This window comes from Paenibacillus polymyxa M1 (assembly GCF_000237325.1).
Lineage (GTDB): Bacteria > Bacillota > Bacilli > Paenibacillales > Paenibacillaceae > Paenibacillus > Paenibacillus polymyxa_C.
In genome coordinates this window covers 1,290,938-1,315,094 of the sequence record NC_017542.1, presented here as the reverse complement: position 1 = coordinate 1,315,094, position 24,157 = coordinate 1,290,938, and the positions used below count along the sequence as shown (strand labels likewise).

Annotated in this window: 28 protein-coding genes and 1 riboswitch; of the genes, 6 read left to right on the top strand and 22 right to left on the bottom strand. The window is 45.8% G+C overall.

The annotated features are described in order from the left end of the window. Nucleotides 1–142: 142 nt before the first annotated feature. From PPM_RS05695 to PPM_RS05610, 19 genes are all read right to left on the bottom strand, one after another. Nucleotides 143–589, bottom strand: a complete 447-nt coding sequence (locus tag PPM_RS05695) for a phage holin family protein (RefSeq protein ID WP_013369788.1) — start codon at nt 587–589, stop codon at nt 143–145. An 86-nt stretch (nt 590–675) separates the two neighbouring features. Beyond that, on the bottom strand, nt 676–942 hold the full coding sequence (locus tag PPM_RS05690) for a hypothetical protein (RefSeq protein WP_013369787.1): 267 nt from the start codon (nt 940–942) through the stop codon (nt 676–678). A gap of 58 nt (nt 943–1,000) precedes the next feature. After that, entirely contained in the window at nt 1,001–1,612 is a 612-nt protein-coding gene (locus tag PPM_RS05685) for a hypothetical protein (protein ID WP_013369786.1), read from the bottom strand. A gap of 13 nt (nt 1,613–1,625) precedes the next feature. Continuing rightward, a complete protein-coding gene (locus PPM_RS05680; RefSeq protein WP_013369785.1) occupies nt 1,626–4,181 on the bottom strand; it encodes a hypothetical protein in 2,556 nt (851 codons plus the stop codon). A 1-nt stretch (nt 4,182) separates the two neighbouring features. Then, a complete protein-coding gene (locus PPM_RS05675) occupies nt 4,183–4,734 on the bottom strand; it encodes a YmfQ family protein (RefSeq protein ID WP_414056450.1) in 552 nt (183 codons plus the stop codon). 115 nt (nt 4,735–4,849) lie between these two features. Next, entirely contained in the window at nt 4,850–6,001 is a 1,152-nt protein-coding gene (locus PPM_RS05670; protein ID WP_013369783.1) for a baseplate J/gp47 family protein, read from the bottom strand. Continuing rightward, nucleotides 6,001–6,471: a DUF2634 domain-containing protein gene (locus PPM_RS05665; RefSeq protein ID WP_013369782.1), complete on the bottom strand. Its 471-nt coding sequence runs from the start codon at nt 6,469–6,471 to the stop codon at nt 6,001–6,003. Before PPM_RS05665 ends, PPM_RS05670 begins: the two co-directional genes overlap by 1 nt. Beyond that, nucleotides 6,458–6,865, bottom strand: a complete 408-nt coding sequence (locus tag PPM_RS05660; protein ID WP_013369781.1) for a hypothetical protein — start codon at nt 6,863–6,865, stop codon at nt 6,458–6,460. The genes PPM_RS05665 and PPM_RS05660 overlap by 14 nt, the downstream gene beginning before the upstream one ends. Next, a complete protein-coding gene (locus PPM_RS05655) occupies nt 6,858–7,835 on the bottom strand; it encodes an XkdQ/YqbQ family protein (RefSeq protein WP_013369780.1) in 978 nt (325 codons plus the stop codon). Before PPM_RS05655 ends, PPM_RS05660 begins: the two co-directional genes overlap by 8 nt. Next, the gene (locus PPM_RS05650) at nt 7,832–8,473 is read right to left on the bottom strand and encodes a LysM peptidoglycan-binding domain-containing protein (protein ID WP_013369779.1); all 642 of its coding nucleotides are present in this window, start codon (nt 8,471–8,473) and stop codon (nt 7,832–7,834) included. The genes PPM_RS05655 and PPM_RS05650 overlap by 4 nt, the downstream gene beginning before the upstream one ends. Nucleotides 8,474–8,489: 16 nt before the next feature. Continuing rightward, nucleotides 8,490–10,370: a hypothetical protein gene (locus tag PPM_RS05645; RefSeq protein WP_013369778.1), complete on the bottom strand. Its 1,881-nt coding sequence runs from the start codon at nt 10,368–10,370 to the stop codon at nt 8,490–8,492. A gap of 172 nt (nt 10,371–10,542) precedes the next feature. Beyond that, nucleotides 10,543–10,977: a phage tail assembly chaperone gene (locus PPM_RS05640; RefSeq protein ID WP_007429164.1), complete on the bottom strand. Its 435-nt coding sequence runs from the start codon at nt 10,975–10,977 to the stop codon at nt 10,543–10,545. Between the two features lie 99 nt (nt 10,978–11,076). Next, nucleotides 11,077–11,484 carry a phage tail tube protein gene (locus tag PPM_RS05635; protein WP_013369776.1) on the bottom strand — a complete coding sequence of 136 codons (408 nt, stop codon included), beginning with the start codon at nt 11,482–11,484 and terminating at the stop codon, nt 11,077–11,079. Nucleotides 11,485–11,605: 121 nt separating this feature from the next. Continuing rightward, nucleotides 11,606–13,072 carry a phage tail sheath family protein gene (locus PPM_RS05630; RefSeq protein ID WP_013369775.1) on the bottom strand — a complete coding sequence of 489 codons (1,467 nt, stop codon included), beginning with the start codon at nt 13,070–13,072 and terminating at the stop codon, nt 11,606–11,608. Nucleotides 13,073–13,074: 2 nt separating this feature from the next. After that, complete coding sequence (locus tag PPM_RS05625) at nt 13,075–13,293, bottom strand: hypothetical protein (RefSeq protein WP_013369774.1); 219 nt, start codon at nt 13,291–13,293, stop codon at nt 13,075–13,077. Between the two features lie 10 nt (nt 13,294–13,303). Beyond that, on the bottom strand, nt 13,304–14,164 hold the full coding sequence (locus PPM_RS05620) for a hypothetical protein (protein ID WP_013369773.1): 861 nt from the start codon (nt 14,162–14,164) through the stop codon (nt 13,304–13,306). Further along, entirely contained in the window at nt 14,161–14,295 is a 135-nt protein-coding gene (locus PPM_RS30385; RefSeq protein ID WP_267127955.1) for a hypothetical protein, read from the bottom strand. Before PPM_RS30385 ends, PPM_RS05620 begins: the two co-directional genes overlap by 4 nt. Nucleotides 14,296–14,617: 322 nt before the next feature. After that, on the bottom strand, nt 14,618–15,472 hold the full coding sequence (gene ant(6) / locus PPM_RS05615; protein WP_013369771.1) for an aminoglycoside 6-adenylyltransferase: 855 nt from the start codon (nt 15,470–15,472) through the stop codon (nt 14,618–14,620). 106 nt (nt 15,473–15,578) lie between these two features. Next, complete coding sequence (locus tag PPM_RS05610; protein ID WP_013369770.1) at nt 15,579–16,067, bottom strand: ArpU family phage packaging/lysis transcriptional regulator; 489 nt, start codon at nt 16,065–16,067, stop codon at nt 15,579–15,581. A 276-nt stretch (nt 16,068–16,343) separates the two neighbouring features. On the opposite strand from PPM_RS05610, the gene PPM_RS05605 reads away from it, so the two are divergent. The 4 genes from PPM_RS05605 to PPM_RS05590 all read left to right on the top strand — a co-directional run bounded on the left by PPM_RS05605 (nt 16,344) and on the right by PPM_RS05590 (nt 20,273). Further along, nucleotides 16,344–16,817, top strand: a complete 474-nt coding sequence (locus tag PPM_RS05605; protein WP_013369769.1) for a helix-turn-helix domain-containing protein — start codon at nt 16,344–16,346, stop codon at nt 16,815–16,817. An 11-nt stretch (nt 16,818–16,828) separates the two neighbouring features. After that, nucleotides 16,829–17,254 (top strand): ImmA/IrrE family metallo-endopeptidase, encoded by a 426-nt coding sequence (locus tag PPM_RS05600; protein WP_013369768.1) that lies wholly within the window; start codon nt 16,829–16,831, stop codon nt 17,252–17,254. Between the two features lie 195 nt (nt 17,255–17,449). Next, nucleotides 17,450–19,357: a 5'-nucleotidase C-terminal domain-containing protein gene (locus PPM_RS05595; RefSeq protein WP_013369767.1), complete on the top strand. Its 1,908-nt coding sequence runs from the start codon at nt 17,450–17,452 to the stop codon at nt 19,355–19,357. Between the two features lie 244 nt (nt 19,358–19,601). Next, nucleotides 19,602–20,273 carry a 3'-5' exonuclease gene (locus PPM_RS05590; RefSeq protein ID WP_013369766.1) on the top strand — a complete coding sequence of 224 codons (672 nt, stop codon included), beginning with the start codon at nt 19,602–19,604 and terminating at the stop codon, nt 20,271–20,273. A gap of 42 nt (nt 20,274–20,315) precedes the next feature. Here the strand turns inward: PPM_RS05590 and PPM_RS05585 are convergent, their stop codons facing one another. The 3 genes from PPM_RS05585 to PPM_RS29560 all read right to left on the bottom strand — a co-directional run bounded on the left by PPM_RS05585 (nt 20,316) and on the right by PPM_RS29560 (nt 22,518). Further along, nucleotides 20,316–21,299, bottom strand: coding sequence for a helix-turn-helix transcriptional regulator (locus PPM_RS05585; RefSeq protein ID WP_013369765.1), 984 nt, complete (start codon nt 21,297–21,299; stop codon nt 20,316–20,318). 71 nt (nt 21,300–21,370) lie between these two features. Next, the gene (locus PPM_RS05580; RefSeq protein ID WP_013369764.1) at nt 21,371–22,138 is read right to left on the bottom strand and encodes a hypothetical protein; all 768 of its coding nucleotides are present in this window, start codon (nt 22,136–22,138) and stop codon (nt 21,371–21,373) included. A 224-nt stretch (nt 22,139–22,362) separates the two neighbouring features. Next, on the bottom strand, nt 22,363–22,518 hold the full coding sequence (locus PPM_RS29560; RefSeq protein ID WP_013369763.1) for a hypothetical protein: 156 nt from the start codon (nt 22,516–22,518) through the stop codon (nt 22,363–22,365). 312 nt (nt 22,519–22,830) lie between these two features. On the opposite strand from PPM_RS29560, the gene PPM_RS05575 reads away from it, so the two are divergent. After that, on the top strand, nt 22,831–23,271 hold the full coding sequence (locus tag PPM_RS05575; protein ID WP_013369762.1) for a hypothetical protein: 441 nt from the start codon (nt 22,831–22,833) through the stop codon (nt 23,269–23,271). Between the two features lie 25 nt (nt 23,272–23,296). Further along, nucleotides 23,297–24,001 carry an AIM24 family protein gene (locus PPM_RS05570; RefSeq protein ID WP_013369761.1) on the top strand — a complete coding sequence of 235 codons (705 nt, stop codon included), beginning with the start codon at nt 23,297–23,299 and terminating at the stop codon, nt 23,999–24,001. A gap of 85 nt (nt 24,002–24,086) precedes the next feature. After that, nucleotides 24,087–24,130, top strand: a riboswitch (PreQ1 riboswitch). Nucleotides 24,131–24,157 lie beyond the last annotated feature (27 nt).

Below are 24,157 nucleotides of genomic sequence, written 5' to 3'. Positions count from 1 at the left end.
CTCCTTGTCATTCATAATGTTGTAGCACTCTGTCTCTGTTGTATATGCTTGGACCATGGAAACGGTCTGGGCTTTTCCACTTTTACGCCGAAAAAAGGCGAAAAGGTAGTCTTCCTTTTTTGTAATGGCGACGGTCAGCACTTTATGAAGCTTTATTTTCTTTGTCGGAAGGGTCGGTTGGCTTTATTTTTTTCCCACTCGATTTGGACTCAAAAATGGCTACCGCATTCCGCAAAATATCCGGCATCGGCACTCCCATTCTGCCCACATTTTCTATAATGGACAACAGCTCGTTCGCCAAATAAAAGAAAACGACGGCATCCCGGAAGTAATGTGCATCCCCGAGAATACCGTCGATCAGATGGGCTACCGTAATGAGCAAAAACACGGTAACCTTGCGAAAAATACCGTAATACCCTTGGCGGCTTTTCAGCTCCCCATTAATCCAGGCCGCTGCCCATCCGGTGAAAAAGTCGATCACGACCATCCACCACAGCAACGTCAACATTGTAGTCCACCCCCCGAAAAAATAACCGATCAAGGTCCCCGTGGAAAACCCCAGCCAAATCTGATCGATCTTTTCATGCATGTTTGTTCCCCCTTTTGAACCTAGGTGTAAAGTGAATGCCCTTGGTTGATCCAAGGGCATAAAAACAATGAATTTTATTTTGTTCTCTATACTGTTTTCTTACGAAAAATAGAGTTATACCATTTAACCGTTTCTTTCTGTTCATTCGGAGCATCGGTTGATGACGAAGTTTCTACGTTGCCCGCTACTAGATCAGAACGCTTGAATAAAATAATCTTCATTACTTGTTCACGCTGTTCTTCATTTAAAGCGTAGCTTCCCATGATCGTTGCTATATCGCCTTCTCCGCGCTCATAGCGAGTGATGCAAGCATGAGCACAAATACGTATTTGAGCCTCTGTTAAAGTTGCCATGGTTATGACTTCACCTCTTTTTATAAATTTTTCTATTACATATAATTCTCAGTACACGTCATTTCCCTGTGTTACCAAGCATGAGCTGGGTCAGCGTCACTTCGAGATCTGCAATACGTTGCTTCAATTGATCTGTCTCGCTGGGCTGTTGCCCTGCTTTTTGTGTCAGTTCCTTAATTGCTTCATCACTCAACCCTTCACTCCAGAACGTCGCCGGGTCTTTTCGTTCTGGAGCCGTAAATGTCTGAGCAAAATATACAGGTTCATCCCCGCGTTCGTTTTCCGGCTTATTTCGCCATTCATCATGCAGCTTCTGAAATAAAGCTTGGGATTCGTTGTTCAACTGTTCAAAGGCTTTTTGTGCTTCTATCAGCTTTTGATTATATTCCGCTTCATGGGTCAGCCAACCTTGGATGTCAAAACGAGGATGGTATAAACCAGGTGGCACTGGAATCCCTACTGTATAACCAGCGGGGATGCTTTCTGAATTGGTTGCATCTATGGTACTAGTGCTACTGTCAGCAAGCCGATGGGTGTCTAGTTGCTGGTTTGTATCAGATAGCGTAGGCGAAGATAGAGAATAAAAAGGGACGATACCTGAAAAGGTATCGTCCACCAGCTCGTCCTCTAGATAGAGACCGTTTGCATTTACTTTAGGTACTGCTCTCATTTGTCAGACCTCCTTAATTCGTTGGAAACCGAATGCTGTCTAGCCTAATCCAGTTATCGTAAACATACTTCAGATTACCTCTTACACTACCATCTGACCTTATGACAATCCCCTCTGCCTCTTGCCCATGCGTGGAACTACTAACCCAACACGAGATTACAGTATACGGAGCCGACGGCCTAAACTCCGGTGGTAGATTAAAGAGAAGAACATCTCCGCTAATCGGAACCTTTATCGCTCCCCTAAAAAGTACCATGCCGTCTGACATTTTTGTGTACTGCGGTTTATTAGCATCTGTTTCTGGAGTAGCACCGCTAAGTAGCGTCGGCGTAATCCACGCTGGACTGTCCTTATCCGCTTTCTTACTCTCCAACACCGACACACGCGCCGTATTTTGCCGTATGTTGTCTATCAAGTCCAGAAGCAATGTTTTTTCGTTTGCAGCATAGCTGCCTATAAAAGATACTACAGGAGGCTTGTCCAGCATCAAGTATGTGGCACTGTAAGTGGATGTTTGGTCAAAGTTTGATCTTGCTATTTGCCCATAAGCATAGAACTCACCACTATAGACGTAAGTCCCTTTATACCACGAAAAATCCTCCGCACCGTTTTTATATATACTAAGTATTTTACCCGAAGGGTATTGAAACCTCGTGCCTGAATTAATTGAATTTATATACACACTTACGGGATCCCTATCATCCAGTTTAACAACCTCGCGCAATACAATTCCTGTACCTACTTCAACCTGATTATCACCCTCCACAAAGGAAAGTTGGCCCTCAGATGCGACAGGCTCTACTGTAGGCGTTGCAAGTTGGTATACAAGTTGGTACGGTGTGTACCCTGCGTATGATGTCACAGGTACCGACGCTACAGGGTTTGCAGAACCAACACGCGGAACATAATATTTAGCACCCGTTCCGTTCCATGTCGCCGTTGTAGCGGCTTGGGCTTGTGTTGGCGTGAATGTGCCAGCGTCATACACCTTCCACCCGTAAAAATAAGCTTTGATGTCGTCTTGTGCTGGACTGTAGCTGTCGGCCCATCCACTGTCTGCCATGCTAACACCGATGTAAATGTCACCCGCTGCGGTGACGGCGTTTGTGTCGGCTGTGTTGCCTGTACTCCCTTGTGGTAATACCTTACCATCAAACTTCGTGCCGGTGCCGCTTGCAGCCACAGCACCAGCCGCCAACGCTACCACTTTAACCTGTCTGACTCCAGCAGTAGCGGCAGCGTCTCCAAGTACCCATGCTCTACTACCATCCAACGTTATCCCTTTCCATTTCTTAGCCTTGAAGTATTGCCCATCTTGCTCAAATACCGTGTCCGCATTACCTCCTGTAACTGGATCGGCGTACAGGTCTGTTTGCAATGCCAGCATGGAATGCTCGCACGGTTTGAATGGTTTGGCCATGCTACCGATATTGAGCATAGGGTTTTCGAGTGTGTACGTACCTGCCCCTGTGTTTGTAGCGTAAATTCGTACCCTTTTAGTTGTCGTCTTGGTCGTAAACGTTACTGTGACAATTCTATTTTCATTATCTGTTGTGCTGTATACAGTGGTTTCAAGACCTGTATCGTCTGTCTCAACCACAGTTACACGCCCGTTAACTTTAACAGTCAGGGTGTAAGTTGTTCCCGGAACCACAGGCACATACACATTAGATTGATCCACAGATACGGTAGCCACTGTTTCCAACTTATATGGATTTATCACCTTAGCTCTCTCGCCTAGCGTCCACTCGTAAAACGGGGGAATCAAATTTTCTCCGTACCGTATGGCATATGGATTGCGTACAGGCATTACACTATCCACATAAGGATATTTGGTGTCAATTTGTTCGTCGGTCATTGTTGCCAACGCTGTGTATTCTGCTGCAGAAATCTCATAGATACGTGCAGCCTCAAAATAAGAATACTGTCCTACAGTACCCTGTGTCACCAAATCTATATTAGTAATAATATCGCTGGTAGGAGCCAGCCTAAACCAAGCCGTAGCAAATTTAGTTTTATCCTTAACTATAACTTTCGATTCTACTAGAGCATTCGGAGCCGAGATTCCTGCATCTGTAGCGTTACCCACTTTCGCTCTTACAATTGCAACATAATATTTCCCAGATAAAAATTTAAAATTACTATAAAATCCCACTCCAACGGTATATCCAGGCTTGATTGTTACCTTTAACGAATTGGGCATTGTTCCTTTATTCAAATTATCTAGTGCTATATCGGCTTGATACGGTGTTACCCCCATTAAGCTACTCAAATTCCCCCATCTTCCCAACAAATTCACCAACGTACGCCCGCTCAGCCCCGTCAACGAAAATGGCGCGGCCTTTTCCGCATGAACAATCTGTACACCGGGTTCCAAAGTTACCGCCTTACGTTCCGTCGTATCCAGGCGCTTCTTAATCTCATTTACACCGTCATTCACCTCACCTGCAAATTCATCAACTGATCGCCAGTTTTGATCCAAATACTTTTCCAAATCAAAATACGTCGTTTTGGGCGATGTGCGGTCAATTTGATTTAAACCAAGATTCGGTGTTTTTTCGCTTGCCATGTTATGCGCCACCTCCTAAATATCTATCCTGTGTTGTATGTTCATTTTCATAGAGGGTCATAGACTCCACTTCGGCAATGGTCAGGTAACGTAATTTATACTCCACTGCCATGTGAGCGGGCTTGATCTCCTCAATGGCTGCTTTCAGGTCCTCCACGTTGGGAGGAATCCCAATGGTATCTATAAATTTGACCGTAAATCCCCATTCGGCAGGATGAAAAGTAACCTCTACCGTGCCTCCGTCATACGCTTCAGCTACATTTTTAACAAGCCGGCCGGAAAAAGTTCCTGCCCCTCGCAGCTTCGATTCCACCACGGCACGCCGTTGATCCAATGGCTTCGCCAGGTCGGTTTCGATCCCCAGCTCCATTTCCCAGCGTTCCAACCCCCAGGTGGCAGTACGTACGAAAAACTGTCCCACCGTTGCGTCCATTGCCAGATACAAAGCGTCCAATTCGCTTCCTTTAGCATCCATATCAGAACGCATCACACGTGAGGTTTCATAATAGGCTGGCAAATAGGAAAGCAGCTCGCGTCCCCGCTCGCTGCTCATTTGATCCACTGTATCTCCCGCTATTGCTACCCTGTTAACAAAAGTGCCACTACGGTTTGCGCGTTTTCCCTGGTCTGTGTTATTCAATAAATCTTCAAAACTGTTTGTCTCATCGTTACTCACTGACGCTCACCGTCCCCAGCACGGCCACCTGACCTGATCCAATCTCAATATTCTGATTGCTCTGTCCATTAATTTTCAGTTCAGAGAAATCAATAATAATCGGAATGTCCAGCAGCACAGCAGAAATCCGGGTATATCGTACCAACGGGTCTGCCTTGTAAAAAGCAAGCTGCTTCAAATACGTCCGCACACCGTTTTCAATCAGTTTTTTGATTTCATCCAGTGTGGACGGCTTCTCTTTGGTGCGCTGTACCTTGACCGAAATGTTTATTTCCACTTCAGCCGCTGGCATAACCGTCACCACGGGGCCCGCTGGTGCTAGCCCTTCGCCTTGCCCATCCTGGGTCGGATCAATATACTTCTGCACTGCAGCCACGATATCCGGGCTGGCTGCTCGTTTATCCGTATCCAGCACATATAACCCCACTGTTCCTGGCCCTTTCCACAGCGGAACAACCTCCACGCCACCAACGCCAGCTATCTCATTCGCCCACTGGGTATACTGTGCCTTGTTACCGCTTGTGCCCTGATTCCGCACCTTGGCATAAAAACGCTCCAGCAACAGTTGGTCGCTCTCAACGTCTGTGCCGCTTTTGGTTTCCTCCGTATTGATCACAGAGGAAACCCCGCTAATCGGAGTAGCCATCACCTGGATGACGCCTGCTGGAACATTGCCGCGGCGTCCGGGATTAACCGCCCGAATGACTGCTTCTCCTGTACCCTGTTCATCCAGCGTGACCGATGCCGTGGTCGCATACTCAATGGAGGCTTCCCCGGATACATCATCTGCCGGAGTCGCCACCAACGTTCCCGCTGGGACAGTTGTTCCCGCTGTGCCTGTGAACCTGACCTTACCTGAAGCAGCAACGGCTTCCCGCCGTGTCACTCCATGTTCTGCTGTCCGCAAATCCAGCTCCGGCGAGCGAAAATCTGGGTTATCGCTGGCTGCTGTGCTGGCAAACCCCCGACGCAGCAGCTCCTGCGCCCAGATTGCGGCTTCAGAGAGCATAAATGCCACCGGCGCCTGCGCATCCCAAATAAAAGAGCCCTCAGACTTATCGATGTCCGAGGGCACTTTTTCCAGCATCCGATTTAAAATTTCTTCTTCCGTCTGGTCTACCAAATATTCCGGCAAGTCTGCCATTAGATCACCACACTTTCCACAATTTCCGTTTCATCCCGCACGTTCGTAATCTGGCAGCTAAAATAGCATGCCTCGCCTTCCCAGCGAAACGTGAATTGATCCACACTAGCCGTACGTGCATCTGCTAGCAACGCCTCTGTGACCATGCGTTTAATTTCACTTTCCTGCACAGCGTGCCCATAGCTGCTGCCAATCAGCTCCTCCAGCTCACTTCCATAGTCAGGTGAATAGATCACATGACGGTAGCGAGGAGTGCGAATCGCTTTTTCACACCACTGTACCCAGGCTTCTTTCTCGCCTGTAGTCACGATTTTACGGCTAGGGCTCATAACAAACTCGCCGGCTTCAAAATCAAACCTCCAGCTTCGCCCAAATACCGCACGATTATCCTCCAGCACATCTGGATCGGTCACATCTGTGTCTGTCCAAATCATATCGTCTGTTTCTGGAAACAAATTAGCCACGTCCATTCACCACCTTGCACACGACCACCACATCGTTGCCACTATTCACCCGCACCGCCAGTACACGATCCCCAGGCTTAAGTCCTTTGTTCAGACTCAGATTTACATCCTCCAGCTCATCTTCCCCGATATAAAAGGAAGTTTTCAGCTCTTTGCCTTCCCAATTTTCTGATTCCACCGAGGTTGAGGTACCTTTGTACATATGGCGTGGTACAGATAGCAGTCCCGGCAGCTCGGCGACTAGATAATCCTGAAGCTCATGTTTAAAATCGTCCAACTTGAGTCCTGTGGAGGTGATGGTACCTAATACTGCACCTACTCCACTCAACGCTTGCTTGGTATGTTTATGAAATGAAGATTGCAGCGCAGTGGCTAAATGCCCGTAGGGGTCTTTATTCAAGGTAAAACCTCCTTTTTACATCGTCATACGTTCCGAGCTCCAGCGACATACTGCCAGGGTTGCCCAATTCCCTGCTTACTGAAATTACTAGCAGCTTCATGGTCCCTAATATTACCGCGTCTCCTGCTCGAATCGTGTTCATATCTGGCGCATTTACCGATATCGTTTGTTGTATGCCTCTCAGCTTACTTTTGGCCAACTCACGTGCCGCCGCACCCGATTTCACCTCATCATCCTGTACGATCACCTGAAGTGTTCCATATTTGGCAATGTCCTTTTCCTCAAGTGCCATCACCTTGGAAGGAACCTCTTTCCCTGTTTCACTGGCCGCCGTAGCCAACACCTTTACTCTCGTGGCTGCGCCTTCCAACGTTCGGGATTGTGTCGTATCGGTCACTCTCTCCAAGACGTACACATCTTTGTTCGTGCCCAGTTCGTAAAGCTCTAAGCCGGAAGAAATCATACGTGGATGATATAGCTCCCCTCCCGCCTTGGCTGTCTCCCGCAGATCGCCCAGCATCATGGAGTAAATGGACTGTGTTCGGTATACAGCGCGCCCGAGCTGCTTTTTTGTGTCCGGCAAAGAAGCGATTTTCAGTTTCCAGTCCCTCGCATACTTCTGAAAACGCTGAGTAGCCGTCTGCTTGGCAGGAAGTAAATATTCATCCTCCGACTTGTCCAAATATACCGTACGGTCATATAGCGTCAGCGTCATACGCTTGAGTCCGTTGTTCGACGTTTCCACTTCCCAGATCACCGCTGGGGACAACAGAGGAACGTAGTCTTTTTTACCATAAGGAATCCCGCTAACCCGGATTGACATCCCTGGAGAAATAGTAGGCATATCGGACGTAACGACCAAATTGACCGTCCCCTGATAGGCGATTTGCTCTAGTGAATCTCTCAAATTAATGTTCTCCACAAGCGGCGACAGATCATATTTATGCTGTAAAATGACTTTATAGCTCATGATAGCACCAGCTTTTGCCCCGGTTTAATCGCATTCGGATTTTTCCCGATGATCTTTTTGTTAAGCTGATAAATACGACTCCATTGGGAGCTGTCTCCCAGCTCCACCTTGGCAATTTTGGACAAGGAATCTCCCGATTTAACCGTGTAAGTTTTCTTTTTTTCTTTCATATCCGTGCGAGGCTTTTTGTTGACTGTCGCAGACTTCAAGCTGGTGCCGGCTTTTTTGACTACTTTCATTTCACTCCAGGTTCGCAGTGACAAATCAAAATTCACATCCCCATATTCCCCGCCCCGAAAGGTTGAATTATGAGAAGCCACAATTACCGGCACATTCACAGCTGTCTCCGTAATGATAAAGCGTAGCGGGCTCTTGGATAACAAAAAGCCATTCAACGTGTTCATGGCCTCCTGCGGATCAGGGATATCTTCATATGTGCAATACGCTGGATTGTATTCTTTCGGAAAAAAAGAAGAGAAGGAGATTTCCTTCACCTTCTCTCCTTGCGGAAAATCAAACTCCCCGTAGGACAAGATCGTCGTTGTATCAAATCCTTTTTGTCGTGAAATCGTTACTTCCTCAGGATTTACTGGAAACTGAAACTTTTTCCCCTTACCATCCGTCAAACTAAACTCCATACTATTCACCTCCTACTCACACTAGGGCTCTCGCTGTCTTGTTATTATCCATAGCTTGACGGAATCCTGCTACGAAGCGTTTGCCTACTTCTGAAGCCAAAGCATCAAAATTAACACGTTCACCAACAGCCACCTGAATTGCTCCTGTTGGCATATTCACTTGCATGTTTGCTTTATTTCTATTTGTATTCTTTACTGAATGAACTGCTGCTGTTCTGTGTCTATCATTTGCACGATATGTTCTAGAACTTGCAACTAAAGTCCGAGAATATTTATTCGGAGTACTTTTTTTAGCAGCAGTTTTCTCTGTGCTCTGAATAAGCTCCCAGTTCAATTTCTCTGGAGAATCCAAGATCATTTGAAGAAAATCGCTTGTTTTTGATGTTGCTTTTTTAACTTTTTCTTTAAAAGGGTCAGCATTTTTCTGAACAAAGTTATTCAATTTATTAGAGAAATTTTTAGTCCCTTCACTAATATTGTTGATTTTCTCCTTGACCCCTTCACTGAGACCTGGAATACTATTTTTCAGATAATTCCCTGTAACATTAATCTTATTTTTAAGAGGCTCTCTCACGTTATTCAGTATTTTATTAGAAGCAGGTACTTTTCTTGATATTTTCTCGGTCAAGTTGTCAACTCCCCCCATCAGATTCCCCGTCTGATTACCGATGAAACTTTCGAGTTGTTTACTCCAATGATCAATTGTAGTAGGAGTAGCAGCCTTTATGTTGTTCACTTTTATAGCTACTTCATTATTAAAACCAATCATACCTTGTTTGAAGTCTTGTGTAGTCTGATCGATACTTTCCTTTAAAGATTTTGTCCAGCCTTTAAGATGCGTTTTGGCATACCAAACTTTCTCCATTCCTTTCTCCCCTAACGGCTCAAACAATTTTTCACCTATTTCTCCAAATATATAACCAAGGACAGGAGCTAACACAACTCCAGCATAGGGAACTTTTGAACCGACTTGCATACCAAAGGATTTCCCTAAAATATTTCCGGTTTTTCCTGCAACCAATTTCCCAATCAGTTTATATTTTTCTTCTCCCTTAGCATTTAGAATCTCACTTATATCAAAGCCTAAATCAGCAAACCCAATAGCTTTTCCTCCATATTTCGCTGCACCTTTTAATCCTGTTTTCAGCCAAGAAGGAGTACTGGAAAATATAGAAGCTGCTTGCGTGTATACAGTAGATGTTTTAATTTGATTTGCTACATCGTCGATCCAAGTTTTAGTATTCTTTAACCATGTAGGCATTGCAGCAACTTGTGACAGAGTAATGGCCCTGTAGGCTTTAACAGTTTTATTTAGTGATTCTACAAAGTCTTTCGGCTTATTAAAAAACTTAAAGAAGTTCATAAGATCCATAACAGGTTTTTTTATAACAATCTTCTGTTTTTCATTATTTTTACTCGCTGAACTTTGAGAAATTTGAGACTTACCAAGATTGCTGGATATTTTAGACCCTAAAGGTATGTTAGGGATTGCAACATTATTATTTTTTCCACTTTTCTGATTTTTTTGTTGGATACTAATTTTGTTTTGCTGTTCGATCAAGGAATGATTAAACCAATAGGAACCGCCATTCTTAGCGCAAGTTGTCATCTTACATTTCGAGCAATCCTTAGAACAGGAACATTTAACAGCAATCTTAATTCCAGATAAATTTCGGGTCAGGCGATTTATTTTATATAAACGTGAAGTTAAATTACTTAACGCATTAGAAAGTCGCTTAACTGACTCCGTAGTTTGGTCAATAACTATCTTTTGTCTTTGAAAACTATTAAGCCCAAAATTTCTTGCCCTCTTCTGGATACTCTCAAAGTATCGATCCATAGCTTTTAATTCTTTATTAACTCTACTTAAACTTCTTATATCCAAGATATCATCCACACCTACACCTCCTTTAACTACTACATATTATCTGCTAGAGCATCTAGTTCTTCTTCAGCAAACGCCAGCAGCAGCATGCGCTCACCGCGGGGAAGCCGCCAAAAGTCTCCGGGACGGAGGTGGTGCCGGACCCACAAGTGGTACAGCATCGTCGTCATTCCCCCGGAGCTGATTAGTTTTTTAGATCAGCAATCTCAACTCCAAATCCGGACAGTTCCAATACCTTATCCCCTACTGCATCCAGTTCACCCGCTAACAGCATACGGCGAACAGATTGTTCGCCACCGGACAGCTTCAAGCGGCTTGTAATCCGGGGATCGCCCCAACCGTTGAGGGACAGGCCCTTCACTTCCAGCTTTCCGGTAGCTTCCGAAATCAACAAGGCGTTGAACGTTTCGGTATCTACTTTTTCATCTACGGCACCCTTCACGGTTCGACGAATCGTGCAACGCTCACGAATGCTGTCCACCTTACTGGAGGTCAGGCCGTGCAGCACAATTTTCATATCGAGGCGCTTGATACGAACCGTTTCTTCCGGTAGTTTTTCAGCGGCTTCAAACAAACTGTCCAAAATTTGTTCTTCTGTCATATTCTCATTCAAGCTCATAAGTCATTCTCCCTTATTGTTTATTTCAGAATTTCACAAATTCTTATATGCATTTGGGGAACGAGACACCTGATAGTATCTCATTCCCCGTTCACCAATTTAGTTTGCTACAATCGGATCAAGCAACTCATAGCCTTCGAAGGTAAAAGTCGTTTCTTCTGGCACTTCTTCCCCTGCAGTCCAGTTGGCCAATTGAATTTTATCCGGCATGCAGCGAATCAAACGAACGCGTTCATGTCCAAAAGATTCGGGATCGTCCAGCTTGGAAATAATATCGAATTTTTCAAAACCGCGACGAATCATATCAGAAGTTACTTTGTAACCACTCATCGTCCCAGTACCTTTTTTAGCTCCATTTTTATGGACTTTCCACGTATTACCTACCAAATTCAGTTCTCTTTTATCAATTTCCACGCTAGCTTCCAGCTTGTTAATATGTGTCTGCCATACCCCATCAATATACGCCTGACCAAACGTACCTAAAATAACTCTTGAAGCATCCAACATTTCTTTTCCTCCTCAAAATAATTCATAATATAGTTCGGGATTTCACAAAATCCTCGTTGTTAAAAAGCTACTTTATTTCTGCTGATTGCATGCGAAATGCTTATACCCGTAAAATGCTTATTTATTGCACGTAAAATGTGCCGAACAGTTGCTCCATCACGTCGGTGAGCTTCACGTTCCATTGCAGGAACACTTGATCCGGCTCCGGTTTGATGACTGGCGCATCACCGTAGTAGGCTGGGTCGAGAATGACATCGTAGCCATCTGCCTCGATCACGTTGCTCAGCGACAGCTGTGCCAGGTATTCTTTGATCGCACCGATGAGTGCCAGACGACCTTCCACCGTGTTGTTGATTTTGCCAATGTAAGTCTCTTCGGCTGCACGCTGCAAGTCAGCGTTAATGGCATCCATAACACGGAGGGAACGGATTTTCTTCCATGCGTTGTTTTGTCCGGCAGACGGGTTCACCAAGCTGTTGATTCCACGCAGCGCTTTGACCTGACGGCCGTCGAAGAACAGGAGGAACACCCCGTTACGGACAGCCTGTTCCTGCTCGGAACGTGTCCAGCGGCGGGTTACATCCTCAAAAGGCGTAACCGCGTACGTTGCGGATTGGTTCAAACGTTGGCCTGCAATCAGCCCGGCTACATAGGCAGCCGTTTGGGCGGAGCTGTAGTCCGTACCTGCCAGGCGTACACCTGTACCCACATTCACGATGCCTTCATGGTTCAGCGCCAGGGAACGTGCAGAGGCCAAGCTGACAGCTGTTTTGGACACATCGTCTGCCGCAGAACCGCCGAATACAGCGATGACGCCTTTGCCTTCGCTCCGCACACGTTTGATCCAGGCAGCAAAGCTTTGCAGCAATGCCAGATCGGCTGCATAATCCAGGGCCAGCACATTAAATTCCTGTCCCTCAAGTGCTTCCTGCATCGCAATGTAATCGGCATTAACCAGCTTGCTATTGCCGCTATTGCCACCTGTCAGATGTACGCCGCTGACATCCGCTGGAATGCCGCCTTCGCCGACAACCTCAGCTTTTACCCATACGTTTTCGCTGTTTTCGTTCAGCGCTTTGGCAATCGAAGCAGCCGTACCGTCGCTGCCTTTGTACGTACCCAGCAGTTTGGTTCCTTCATAGAGGCGCACCTCACGAGCTTGCTCGTCACCCAAAGTCGGCTGTACCGTTACGGCAAAACCATTACCGCGGCTTCCTGTGTACAAAGCCTTCAAACGCAGCACGTCGGTCGGGGTCTCGCCACCGCTTTTCAGCGTTACAGACGCTTCAGCAGCCGTGTCATCTGCCAACCGGTAAGCGAGCAGTTTTTTCGGACCTCCCAGCAAAGCCAGATACAATGTGGAATATGCTGTCGCACCGTTCTCACTGTCGCCGGAGAAGATTTGGCTAATAGCCGTTTCACTGCCAACCTCTACAAACTCACGTACAGGGCCCCAATTTGCCTTGACGGGTACAACGACCGTACCACGTGATCCACCTTGAATCGCTGAAGCTGCTGCTGCCTGAAAATTCATATACAAACCCGGCAATACCGGTTTATTCGTGTTTTCCCATGTTCCGCCTGCCATAATTAATCCACCTTCGCTTTCATAAATTGTTCGATTTTAGTGTGTGCTTCTGCTACCGTAAACAGCTTGTCTTGTGCGCCAAAAAAGGCGCCTGCCAGCACTTCTTCTTTCACAGAAAACAATGATTCTGCGTGCTCCTTTAGTTCCTCCAGCGTGTAGCGTGGGCCACTCGCTTCCTGCCCGTCATGTACCGGGGCCTTTTCTTGGTTTTCCAAGGTCACTCGGACCACCTCATTTCAAAATAGGATGAATTTCCACTCTGCGAATCAATGCCGCTTCCTCAGCCGGACGCATACGCCGCTGTACCAGCGTCAGCCGAAGCTGACCGTCTAAAATGGCATCTGCCTGCAAATCGGCTGATGCTTCAGCCGTAGACATATAACGGCCCTTGTCCTGCTCCAGAGGAAGCTGGATTTGAGCGGCAAAGCCTTCGACCAGCGCGGAAGCTGCGCGATTCTCTTCGGTGGTATCCGGGGCGGTGATATGCCCGATGAACCGTTTGCGGAGCTCATACATGGAAGCTCCCGCCATCCGGGTTTCGCAGCCGCTCAGCCGCCATAATACCGCGTGGCTTCCCGGCTGTGCAGGCCATGCGTCGGCGTATACCGACCACGATTCGCCCAGTTGCTTCTGCGTCCAGCGGACCAGCGCTGCCAGCCATTCTTCTGGCTGTGCTGCACCAGGTGCTGGAGTAGCCGAACCGCCTTCCGTTTCAGGCACATACACGCCAAAACGCAGCGTTCTATAGGCCTTGCCCGTAACCGTGTCCAGCTTTTCAGCATCCCGCACGCCCAAATAGTGTGCGGTAAAAGCCGACGTGTCCTCACCTTTGCCTGTCACCGATGCCCGGTGCAGTCCGGCAATCAAGGCATTCGCCCATACATCGGCCTGCGCCAGCCCCGCTTGTCCTGCGTACAGCTTGATGCGGACAACCTGCCGGTAACCGGCCCAGGAAGACTTCCAGATTTCCTCGCCTAGCGCCATAACTGCATACGGCTCCTCTGCCGTCTGTGATGGGGGCTGAACATCGTATACACGCCCTTGCAGTGCTGGAATAATGTCAATGAGCTTTTGCTTAAAGGCTTGTCTCATCCTGTGGCATGCCACCCTTGCGTATCCTGCGCTCGCATGTTGTGACTGTTTAGCCAGGCTTTTTTCCACTTCCATGTTCTCATCCGGCGCAGTCTTGTACTCATACATTGCAGCATCCCTTGCTTAGGCAACACGACTCCTCCTTTCTATCAACGAATTCCCGGGAAGTGACAGAGACGATCACCGCATGAAAAAACCGGCCCTATTGGCCGGCTAACGTTTGACTGTGTGTGTCTTCGGTATGTCCTCTTGTCTTGATTCCCGATGATATAATCTTACACCCTTATAACGAATGCGTTGCCGGAGAACTGGACGATAAAAGTAGAGACTAGGGATGAAGTTAGGCGACATTTTGCGAACGTTTGTTCCTGTGTTTAAAAATGCGTTTAATCTGATTATTGATGCTGTACACAAAAAAATAACCGCCCTTTAAAAAGGCGGTTATTATATCGTTCAATTCAATGAATTATAAATATTTACAGTGTACCTAGTAATGGCTTCATCGTATTCTGGATACTCATATTTCAAACTGCTTGCCACAGCCTTAGCGTATGTTCTAAACAATGAATAACAAGTAAGTAAAGACTGCCACATTTCTTGATAGCCGTTCTCTGAGTAAGTCGATAGTAGGCTTTTCCAATCTTCATTAGGAAGATACTGATTTATAAATTTATAGTTTTTTCCTACACTAAAGGTGTACCCTTGCTCTGATCCAATCTTCCAAGCCATCATTCGCAACAAATTAGGTCGTGCAATCTCGTTCAAATGGTCAATAGCAAACAGGATTTCTTTTCTCGCCAATCCTTTTACGATATAAGTTGAAACCATCCAAAATTCATTACAGCAATCATCAAATTCCCTTGCAGTGGGCTTTTTAATCCAATATTGATGATCGTTTGCGATCACTTCCTCTTGGATCAGCACATCCTTGTCGAGCAGAACCTCAACTAAACCATCGCTATTCGTAAAATAATCCTCTACCTCGTTTATAGGGATCAGTGTCAGATCTAATTTGTTTCCATCCTCAAAAAGAATGATATATGAAAACCAGTTACCTAGTTCTGATGGAAAAAGCTCCATATCCTCGGGTTTTTGCATCATAAGCCTATCCCCAAACACGTTCAGCCATTGATCACTTTCCTTGAAAGAATCCATATCTGTTACAAAGTAAGAAATATCATAATCTTGAAATGAATCAGGAGGAACATTGAAGTTTGTACGTGATCCTTCCATCGTGACCAATCGTATTCTTTTATCGTTCATAGCAAACTTTACAAGCATATTCATCATTTCTGGTTCACTTCTCACTACATCCGTCCTCCGTTCCCATTTTAATTGAGACCTATGCTTCTTATTCACCTTTATGGTTCATACTCCTTGCTGTCTAAGTTAATAGAGCCACAGACTGTGATCCCTATGCATTTACCGAACCCAGTCTTCGATCCGCGCCCTTCTGCAAGCTTGCCAGATTCAAAACGCCTTGGTCTGCCAGCGCTAGCGCCATTTTATAAAAAGCACGCGTGCGAAGCTTCGTATACGTATCCTTGCTGACTGGTGGGTCCAACACATAATTATAAACCTTGTAATCGAACACATCGTCATCTTTTAAATAACGTTCACGGATGAGTAGCTGTTCACGTTCATTCAAGCGGCTCACTACAGCATCCACCATTTGGCAATAGGCCAAGCGGGCTGCAGGAGCATCTACATTATATACAGCAGTCCGGGCCGTTGGATCGCTTGTCACATTCGTGGGTCCGTTCGGGCGGTCCGTATAGCCAGCAGTAATAAAGCTTTCCCGATCCATAAAGGTTATTGTTTTATAAATCCGGTATTTCTCAAATACACCCTCCAATGCATTCTGCGTTTTGCGACGGTCTAATTCGGGTAAGTTATTTCTCATGAAAAGCAACACTCCTTATATTATGCCTTTTGACAATGATGTATTTTTAAATAAAAAACGTACTTGTTTACATTTTGTTCCCCTTTTGTTCGTATCTTGAGTATAACATAACATTATTTAGGATAGGTATCCATCGTGAAAAAAAGCAATATAGCCCCAAAAACAGGATATTCGCTCTACTTTTCTATGCCTTTTGGCATATTACGTGCTTTTACTATTTACCTAATGGTATAATAGAGCTGAATCTATGATTCTATTGCAGAAAGGAGCTCCATTGTGGAACAGCCAGCATTCGGAACCTACCTAAAACAGCAGCGTGAGCACAAGCAATTGAGCATCAACCAATTGGCAGATGCCGCAGGTATTAGTAATTCACAAATTTCCCGCATCGAAAATGGACTGCGTGGAGTTCCCAAACCCTCCACCCTCCGCAAAATAGCGGACGCGCTCAGCGTATCCTATACCGAAATGATGAAGGCCGCCGGATATTGGGCAGATGATGATTCTATAGAGCAAAATCCGCATGAGCTTTATCGTTCTACTGTACCAGAATGGGCAAACTCCAAAGACCGCCGGGATTTTAAAAAAATGCTGGAGGAAGACGACGAATTAATGTTTGATGGCATTCCGCTCGATGAAAAAGACCGTCAACGGATCAAGGACGTACTGACAGGCCTGTTCTGGGAAGCCAAGCAAATGAACAAACATAAAAAGCCCGCAGATCCCGGGGCGAGCAAAGATCAGGGATAGCAGGTGAACGCATGAACGAACTCATTCACAAACTTGTCCGAAAATACCGTACCAATTGCCCCTTCGATATTGCGAAAGCCCTAGGCATCCATATCCGATATTGCGATCTGGGTTCCACAACCAAAGGGTTGTATTATCACAAGCTGCGCAGAAGATTTATCGTCATTCACAACGGCCTTACACCAGAATGGGAACGGTTCGTCTGTGCGCATGAATTGGGACATGACCGACTGCATAAAGGCATTAGCCGCTTTTTTATGGAGGAACATTCCTACTTTTCTCCAGGAAAATTTGAACAACAGGCTAATCGCTTTGCTGTGCTGTTGCTGAGTGAAGGGAATCCGCCGCTCGCTGACGAAACATTGGATCACTATTTACCCCGGATCGGGCTGCCCAAAGAGACTGCCCTTTTTTTTGATCACAAAACAGAACAATAGTTCCTATTCTATGAGATGATTGTCTATTACTGCCTCTATAATATAGGTAACTAGACAGTGGATTTAACAACCGATATCTCAAAAAAATGTAGTGCTTTGATATAAAATAAGAGTTATTTTTACAATCATCTGATAAAATGTGGACGTAAGCGGTTTCTCTAATTCATTCATTTTATGGGAGGTTGAAGGAACAACATGAACTCATGGAAAAAACTCTCGTCGATCTTGACGACCGCCGTGCTTCTACTTGGTTGTCTCGGCACAGCAGCAGCGGACCCAGTTGCTAATGCGGGAACAGCAGGAACGGGAACAACACCGTCTCCAGTCAGCGGTAAACACATCACCATCCTACATACGAATGATACCCATGCCCACGTGGTCGCCAACGACAAGGAAATGGGCTTCGCCAAGCTGGCGGGCATTATCGATCAATATCGCGCCGCCAATCCTAATACATTACTGCTGGATGATGGGGATACCGTTCATGGAACGACCTTCGCTACTTTGGTCAATGGTGAAAGTATCGTAAAAGTAATTAATAAGCTGCGCTATGATGCAATGGTTCCCGGTAACCATGAGTTTAATTACGGCTGGAAGCATCTGGTTGAGCTGAGTAAAGAGATTCAGTTCCCTGTACTGAGCGCCAACATTAAGCAAACGGACGGAACACGTTTGTTCCAACCGTATACTATTAAAGAAGTGGATGGCGTTAAAATCGGTATTATCGGCCTAACTACGCCTGAAACGGCATATAAAACCAATCCTAAAAATGTGGAAGGCATTCAATTCACCGACCCTGCGGCTGAAGCCAAAGCGGCCGTAGACGAAATCCGCAGCAAAGTGGATGTTGTTGTTGCTCTGGGTCACCTAGGACAAGATGCGTCCAGCAAAGACACCAGCCTCAAGGTCGTGAAGGAAGTGCCTGGCATTGATATTTTCATCGACGGACACAGCCATACCGTGCTGGAAAAAGGCTTGTTCGGTGACAATGGCACGTTGATCGCTAGTGCAGGTGAATACACCAAGTATCTGGGTGTAGTGGATCTATGGGTAGACGGCGGTAAGGTTGTCCAAAAGCAAGCGAAGCTGATCGATTCGACTCAAGCTGCTGACGTTCAGCCCAACGCTGAAATTGCTGCATTAATCACCTCCATTCAGAAAGAACAAGAACCTATTCTTAAAGAGGTTGTAGCACAAACAAGTGTAGATCTGGAAGGAGCGCGCGAAAAGGTACGTGCGGGTGAAACCAATCTCGGCGACCTGCTCACCGATGCTATGCGTGACGTTTCGGGAGCAGACGTGGCTTTAACAAACGGTGGCGGCATCCGTGCTTCCATCAAAGCAGGCACGGTTACCAAGGGAGACATCATCACCGTACTGCCTTTCGGCAACCAAATCGTTACCCTGAAAGTGAAAGGCTCTGACCTTCAGGCCGCACTGGAAAATGGCGCAGCCTCATACCCGGAACCGAGCGGGGGCTTCCCACAAGTATCCGGCATCTCGTTCAAAATAGACACCTCAGCAGCCAAAGGCAGCCGTGTTCACTCCATCCTGATTGGTGGAAAGGCCCTTGATCCTGAGGCAACATACACACTGGCTACCAATGATTTTACTGCTGTAGGCGGTGACCAATATACGATGTTCGCTAAATACCCACAGGCAGGTATGTTCGGATCGCTGGATGAAGCGTTAATCCGCTATATGCAAAAAGTGGGCTCTGCTAGCCTGCAAGCACAAGCGGCCGGCCGTATTCAAGAAGCCAAGGCAGACGGAAAAACTTCTCTCCCTGCCACACAAGCTGTGCCGTCTGCTCCGACCACGACGCCAGCACCTCTGCAGGAGATACCGCAATCCGATTCCATAGCGGCTGCGAAACCAGCACCTGTGAAACCGGCACCTGCAAAGTCTCAAACTAGCAAGCCACAGCAGGTATCGACCACTGCACAAGCTGCAAATAGCCATGTGTATGTTGTGAAATCTGGGGATACACTGTATGACATTTCCCGCAAACACGGCACTACCTGGCAACAGCTTCAGCAGTTGAATAAGTTGAAGAATCCTCACCGCATTTATCCGGGGCAAAAGTTAGACCTCCCGGCCTAATTCAATAGCTAGCAACAGCAGCGTTCGGAATCCAGGTGTTTTCGGATGCTGCTATATGTTAGGAGTTTTTAGATATGCGATAGTCCAAGCCCATTTGGACATCGCATATTTTTTTTGAAAGCAAGCCTTTTAACCGCTGACAAGTTGTGAACCGAGAGGTATGATGGAGAAGAGTTATTCGGGCAGAGAACATTTGTCCCGGTATCCATCGGGATCAGTTATGTGTGTGGAAGGAGTCCTTTAAATGCAATACATTATTTATGATCTTGAATTTACCGTTAGCCGTAACGCCAGATATTCCTCCGAAATCATTGATATCGGTGCCGTCAAAGTTATTCATGGAGAAGATGGTCTATTCGTGGCGGATACGTTTCACAGTTTTGTGAGACCATCAAATCGGCCTGTAATCTCTACAGATACTGTTCAATTTACGGGTATTACTCAACGAGACATTGATGCCGCTCCACTCTTTCCTGAAGCTGTGAAGCAATTTATTGCCTGGCTAGGCACGGATTCGACCTATTATTTATGCGCATGGGGCCCGGATGACCGTCAGAAGCTGGTATCCCATTGTCGTACTCATCATGTAGATCTCGGTTGGATTCATAATACAAATGATATACAGAAGCAAATTTCCCGTCTGTTTAGTTCCAATGGAAAGTATCGTCAGTTGAGCCTGTCTCAGGCGTTGGAATTGTGCAACATTGAGTTTGACGGTCAACAGCATCGAGCACTGGATGATGCCGTGAATACTGCTCAGGTTTTCATGCACCATTTTGATCGTCTTACATTAGTTCATAATGCTGCCGATGATGAAGAAAGTCGCGGCTCAAAGCTCGTCTACTCTTCGCCAGAAGAAGAACAGGAGCAGTACAGTCCCTTCGGCAATCTCGCCAACCTGTTTAAGGACCGTTAAGCAGATAGCTCCCCGGCCCGTCCCGGGGGATCTTCCCCCCTGTTATTCTTGATTTCCAGCCTTCTTATCGAAGTAAAACGCCCCCCAGGTTCGCAGCATTTCTTGCATACGTTTGCGGTACCGTAAAGGTTCCAGAATCTCGGCTTCAGCTCCATAGGATGTGAGCCAATCCAGAAATTCACGGTCATGATTGACCGTCACCTCAAACAACAAACTTCCATCCGGCAAATCCTTGAGAAGAGGCTTGATGAACAGTTCCTCTTCTTTGACCCGATATACAGAATCGGCAGAAAAACGTACCACAAACCGAATATTTTGATTTCCTTTGGTCACCGACCAGGTACCTTTAAAAAACATTTCCATTTCAGATGTATTTTTTTGAAACGTATACGGCAAAATCCTCATATTCCGAAAGCGGCTGATCCGAAAGGTTCTCATGGCGGATTGCTTATGACAAAAACCAAGCATATAGAACCGCCGGTCTTGAGGAACCAAACAATAAGGATCTACTTGCACCAATGATACATCTTCATTTTGAGGCGAGCTGTATTCCGCTTCAATTGTCTGCTGCGTAAGACTCGCCAAAACAATCAGCCTGAGCAGATAGGGCTGGTTTTCCCGATCAAGTGTCGAGCCGAGCCGGATGATATTTTTCATTTCCTGCGCGAAGCTCGTCTGGTCCATCTTTTTTTTCTGACTAGAGGCCATCACTTTCTCATAAGCACTTTCAAAAGCTGGCGGTAAAAGAGGCTTTATCGTTTCCATCATCTCTCCCAGCTTGGTAAAAGCCTCTGCCTCTTCTTCTGTCCAATTCAGAGGATACAAAGCAAAATTGCTAATAAAAATGTACCCCTTGCCATGCCCCATATTCGCGATCGGAATATGCATAGCGCTTAGCGCCTCCATATCTCGGTATATGGTACGTTCTGATGTTTCACAACGTTCGGCAAGCTCTCTTGCCAATATCCCCGGATTTGCCTGAACAATAGTAATAATCCGCATTAAACGTATCAACCGATCAGTCAAGGAAGTCTCTCCTTTACAAAAAGATAGTAAATTAGACTCACTAATTTGCTCAAATAAACTAGCATAATTATCTATCTCAGCCTATCATTCTCCGTAAAATGAACATCTCCTATCGATATTTCCTTATTAAAAAAGACCTTAGAGCTATACGCTTTAAACGATACAAAAGGCCCACTCCATTTATTGCGTAGGGACAAAAGTAACTCGGCTTCCTCCAGATAGTCCATGTCTTCGCTTCTGGCTGCACATATAAGCAATTCATCTGCTTGTCTCGTAAGGATGAACGCTCCTCGCTCAGGCTCCCCTTTCTCGTACATACGCAATGCCTTTTTCACAATTGGGGACGTCTCATTCAGCTTTATGTATTTTTCCACCTTCGGGTTGGATGGCATGCTCAGCAAACCAAGATGATGCGTGTAATGGATATAGAGCTGGTCCGTCCGGATCAGCGTTCGCTTTTCCTGCGATGGCTTGCGCCAGCTCCACTCGATCATTCCAATCGTATGTCTTCCGGACGCGTGAGCAGGGATAGAAAACGTCAAAATAGCTTGTCTATATTTGCCCCGCCATACATCACCACAGTGAACAAACATGCAATCACCGTTTTCTGATTCTTTAAACCCGAGTCTCACCCCTTCAACTTTTAATAGATTTACCCCGTTTTCTGGATTGAACTGAAGTTGAAGGTCACATCCCGCTGCCTTCGGTATTAGGTTCCCTTTTCTTTTACGTATAGCTCCATAGCCCCATTCTATCAGTAGATTTACTTGTTTGGACCCATTCGCCGATATAGACTCTCTGTCCCATGTGTACGTTACATTGAGCATTGACTTCACCACTGGTAAATTCCCCCTAAAAGAACATGTAACTCTAAATTAACAGTGTTATCTGACACTATATTGTCAGGGAACATATGTTTGATTGTGAAAATTATACATGGTAATCTTTATGAAAGGGGACCTAATTCGCGAAATAACAATTTAATCCTTTCCAATTGCATAAATACGCAAAAATAGCCCGGCGTATGCCGGGCTACATGATAGTCTACTTCATATATTTAAACTTATGAAATTGAAGTTTCCGTTAAAGAAACATTCGTCTTTGTGCAAACATCGGATATAGGAGCAAAAGTAGTGCTGTCCACGATGAGCTCCTTTGATAATGGCTTTCCATTAACAGTAATTTTTAAAATGGTATAGTTTTGCTCTCTGTCGTTCATCTTTCAAAATCTCCTTCTATATCTATTTTTAATATATTTCAGCTCATATATTCCTCTTCAAGCCCTGATCAGGTGCGGGTTGTTCTTTACTCGTTTGTTGGGAAAACTGCCGGAATGTTGCCGCTTCCTTGATATACCCGTTTTAAGGTACACTTAAACTAATATATCGAGTTTTTTTGATCATCTTTTCCCGTATTTGTCGTCTGTATATTCTAAAACCTGCATCCAAATCATTATATTGTACGTAACCATGTGTTATGGGTAATGATCTGTAACATCTAACATCTTGGTTTATCAAAAGGGGGACATCTCTTGGCACGAGCAACTTGTCGCTTGGCTTTGTACCGCCGCATTGTCTGCGCTGCTATAGCACTTTTGTTTATTTTTGGGGTAACTCGTGTACCCGAAGTTCATGCTGCTTATTGGGATGATGTATATCAAGGCTTTGAGCAGTTTTCGCGGTTGCCCGGCGATGTGTACCAACTCAAGGAAAGCTACCGACAAACACAGGAAGATCTGGAAAAGGCCCGCACCAGCATTGAAACCTATCAGAAGCAGAACGCCCAACTGCTGGAGCAAAACCGCAAACTGAACGACACTGTTACAGAATTAAAAAATCTTCAAACCCAGCGCGATCAGGCTTCACACCGAAATAAAATGCTCATCATCACGGCTATCATTCTGCTGGCCGGTTATTTTATCGGTATCCGACTGTTGCGTTACGGGATGCGTCGACGTTCGGGAAGATACTAACTGCCTGAAAGGATGAAAGGTCTGAATGGACATACAAGCAGGACAACACCATGATGAAAGCGTCGGTTCAGTCGTAACGCTCGACCTGACTGAAGGGGAAAAGCTGCACGTTCTGCATCCGCAGCAAATTATCGCGTATCGCGGCCCCAGTGCAGGCCGTAGTGATAAGCTGATGAATATTAAAGGCATGTACCGCAAGCACAAACTGATTCAGGCCGATTTCACAGGGGCTTGCCGACTAATTGCCGCACTTCCTCCTGGCTTTAGTCTGAAGATGATCAAGCTTGAAGGAAGCGACGATCTGCTATACGATTTCCGCAACCTGTTCTGGTACAGCGCCGGCATCCAAATGCGTACCAAGCTACTAAGCATGAAAAACATGTTGTTTAGCCGTGATGTCATTAAAATGAAATTTGACGGTATAGGTTACATTGGTATTTTGACACAGGGATTGGTATGTCAAGAACAACTTCATCCCTCAGAGCCGATCTATGTCGATGCGAGCAGCGTCATAGCCTATCCAGAAAATGCCAAGCTGGAGTTAACCGTATACGGTAACCATCTGGCCAGCCAGCATATGAACTATCATTTTAAAATGACTGGACATGGTACTGTATTATTTCATGCCGGTGAGCATCATCGGCGGCTTCAGCAGGATATGAACGACGATGGCGTGATCAAACGACTTTTAAGGGAAATCATTCCGTTTGGTGGAGTGTTTATCAAATAGTCCTGCCATGCTATAATGGCAATGCTATTAATGAAGCTGTCTGTCCTCGTGGCAGATGCTAATGAAGAAAATCCATGCATAACGCATGGGAGAGGTTCGCGAACTCCCTCTATAAAAAACTAACGATGCTTTGTCCTCCGCATTTGAAAATGAACT

What these genes read in the sequence shown, in the direction of transcription:
- PPM_RS05695 (WP_013369788.1), bottom strand. Translation starts at nt 589, where the DNA reads ATGCATGAAAAGATCGATCAGATTTGGCTGGGGTTTTCCACGGGGACC.
- PPM_RS05690 (WP_013369787.1), bottom strand. Translation starts at nt 942, where the DNA reads ATGGCAACTTTAACAGAGGCTCAAATACGTATTTGTGCTCATGCTTGC.
- PPM_RS05685 (WP_013369786.1), bottom strand. Translation starts at nt 1,612, where the DNA reads ATGAGAGCAGTACCTAAAGTAAATGCAAACGGTCTCTATCTAGAGGAC.
- PPM_RS05680 (WP_013369785.1), bottom strand. Translation starts at nt 4,181, where the DNA reads ATGGCAAGCGAAAAAACACCGAATCTTGGTTTAAATCAAATTGACCGC.
- PPM_RS05675 (WP_414056450.1), bottom strand. Translation starts at nt 4,734, where the DNA reads ATGAGCAGCGAGCGGGGACGCGAGCTGCTTTCCTATTTGCCAGCCTAT.
- PPM_RS05670 (WP_013369783.1), bottom strand. Translation starts at nt 6,001, where the DNA reads ATGGCAGACTTGCCGGAATATTTGGTAGACCAGACGGAAGAAGAAATT.
- PPM_RS05665 (WP_013369782.1), bottom strand. Translation starts at nt 6,471, where the DNA reads ATGGACGTGGCTAATTTGTTTCCAGAAACAGACGATATGATTTGGACA.
- PPM_RS05655 (WP_013369780.1), bottom strand. Translation starts at nt 7,835, where the DNA reads ATGAGCTATAAAGTCATTTTACAGCATAAATATGATCTGTCGCCGCTT.
- PPM_RS05650 (WP_013369779.1), bottom strand. Translation starts at nt 8,473, where the DNA reads ATGGAGTTTAGTTTGACGGATGGTAAGGGGAAAAAGTTTCAGTTTCCA.
- PPM_RS05640 (WP_007429164.1), bottom strand. Translation starts at nt 10,977, where the DNA reads ATGAGCTTGAATGAGAATATGACAGAAGAACAAATTTTGGACAGTTTG.
- PPM_RS05635 (WP_013369776.1), bottom strand. Translation starts at nt 11,484, where the DNA reads ATGTTGGATGCTTCAAGAGTTATTTTAGGTACGTTTGGTCAGGCGTAT.
- PPM_RS05630 (WP_013369775.1), bottom strand. Translation starts at nt 13,072, where the DNA reads ATGGCAGGCGGAACATGGGAAAACACGAATAAACCGGTATTGCCGGGT.
- PPM_RS05620 (WP_013369773.1), bottom strand. Translation starts at nt 14,164, where the DNA reads ATGAGACAAGCCTTTAAGCAAAAGCTCATTGACATTATTCCAGCACTG.
- PPM_RS05610 (WP_013369770.1), bottom strand. Translation starts at nt 16,067, where the DNA reads ATGAGAAATAACTTACCCGAATTAGACCGTCGCAAAACGCAGAATGCA.
- PPM_RS05600 (WP_013369768.1), top strand. Translation starts at nt 16,829, where the DNA reads ATGAACGAACTCATTCACAAACTTGTCCGAAAATACCGTACCAATTGC.
- PPM_RS05595 (WP_013369767.1), top strand. Translation starts at nt 17,450, where the DNA reads ATGAACTCATGGAAAAAACTCTCGTCGATCTTGACGACCGCCGTGCTT.
- PPM_RS05590 (WP_013369766.1), top strand. Translation starts at nt 19,602, where the DNA reads ATGCAATACATTATTTATGATCTTGAATTTACCGTTAGCCGTAACGCC.
- PPM_RS29560 (WP_013369763.1), bottom strand. Translation starts at nt 22,518, where the DNA reads ATGAACGACAGAGAGCAAAACTATACCATTTTAAAAATTACTGTTAAT.
- PPM_RS05570 (WP_013369761.1), top strand. Translation starts at nt 23,297, where the DNA reads ATGGACATACAAGCAGGACAACACCATGATGAAAGCGTCGGTTCAGTC.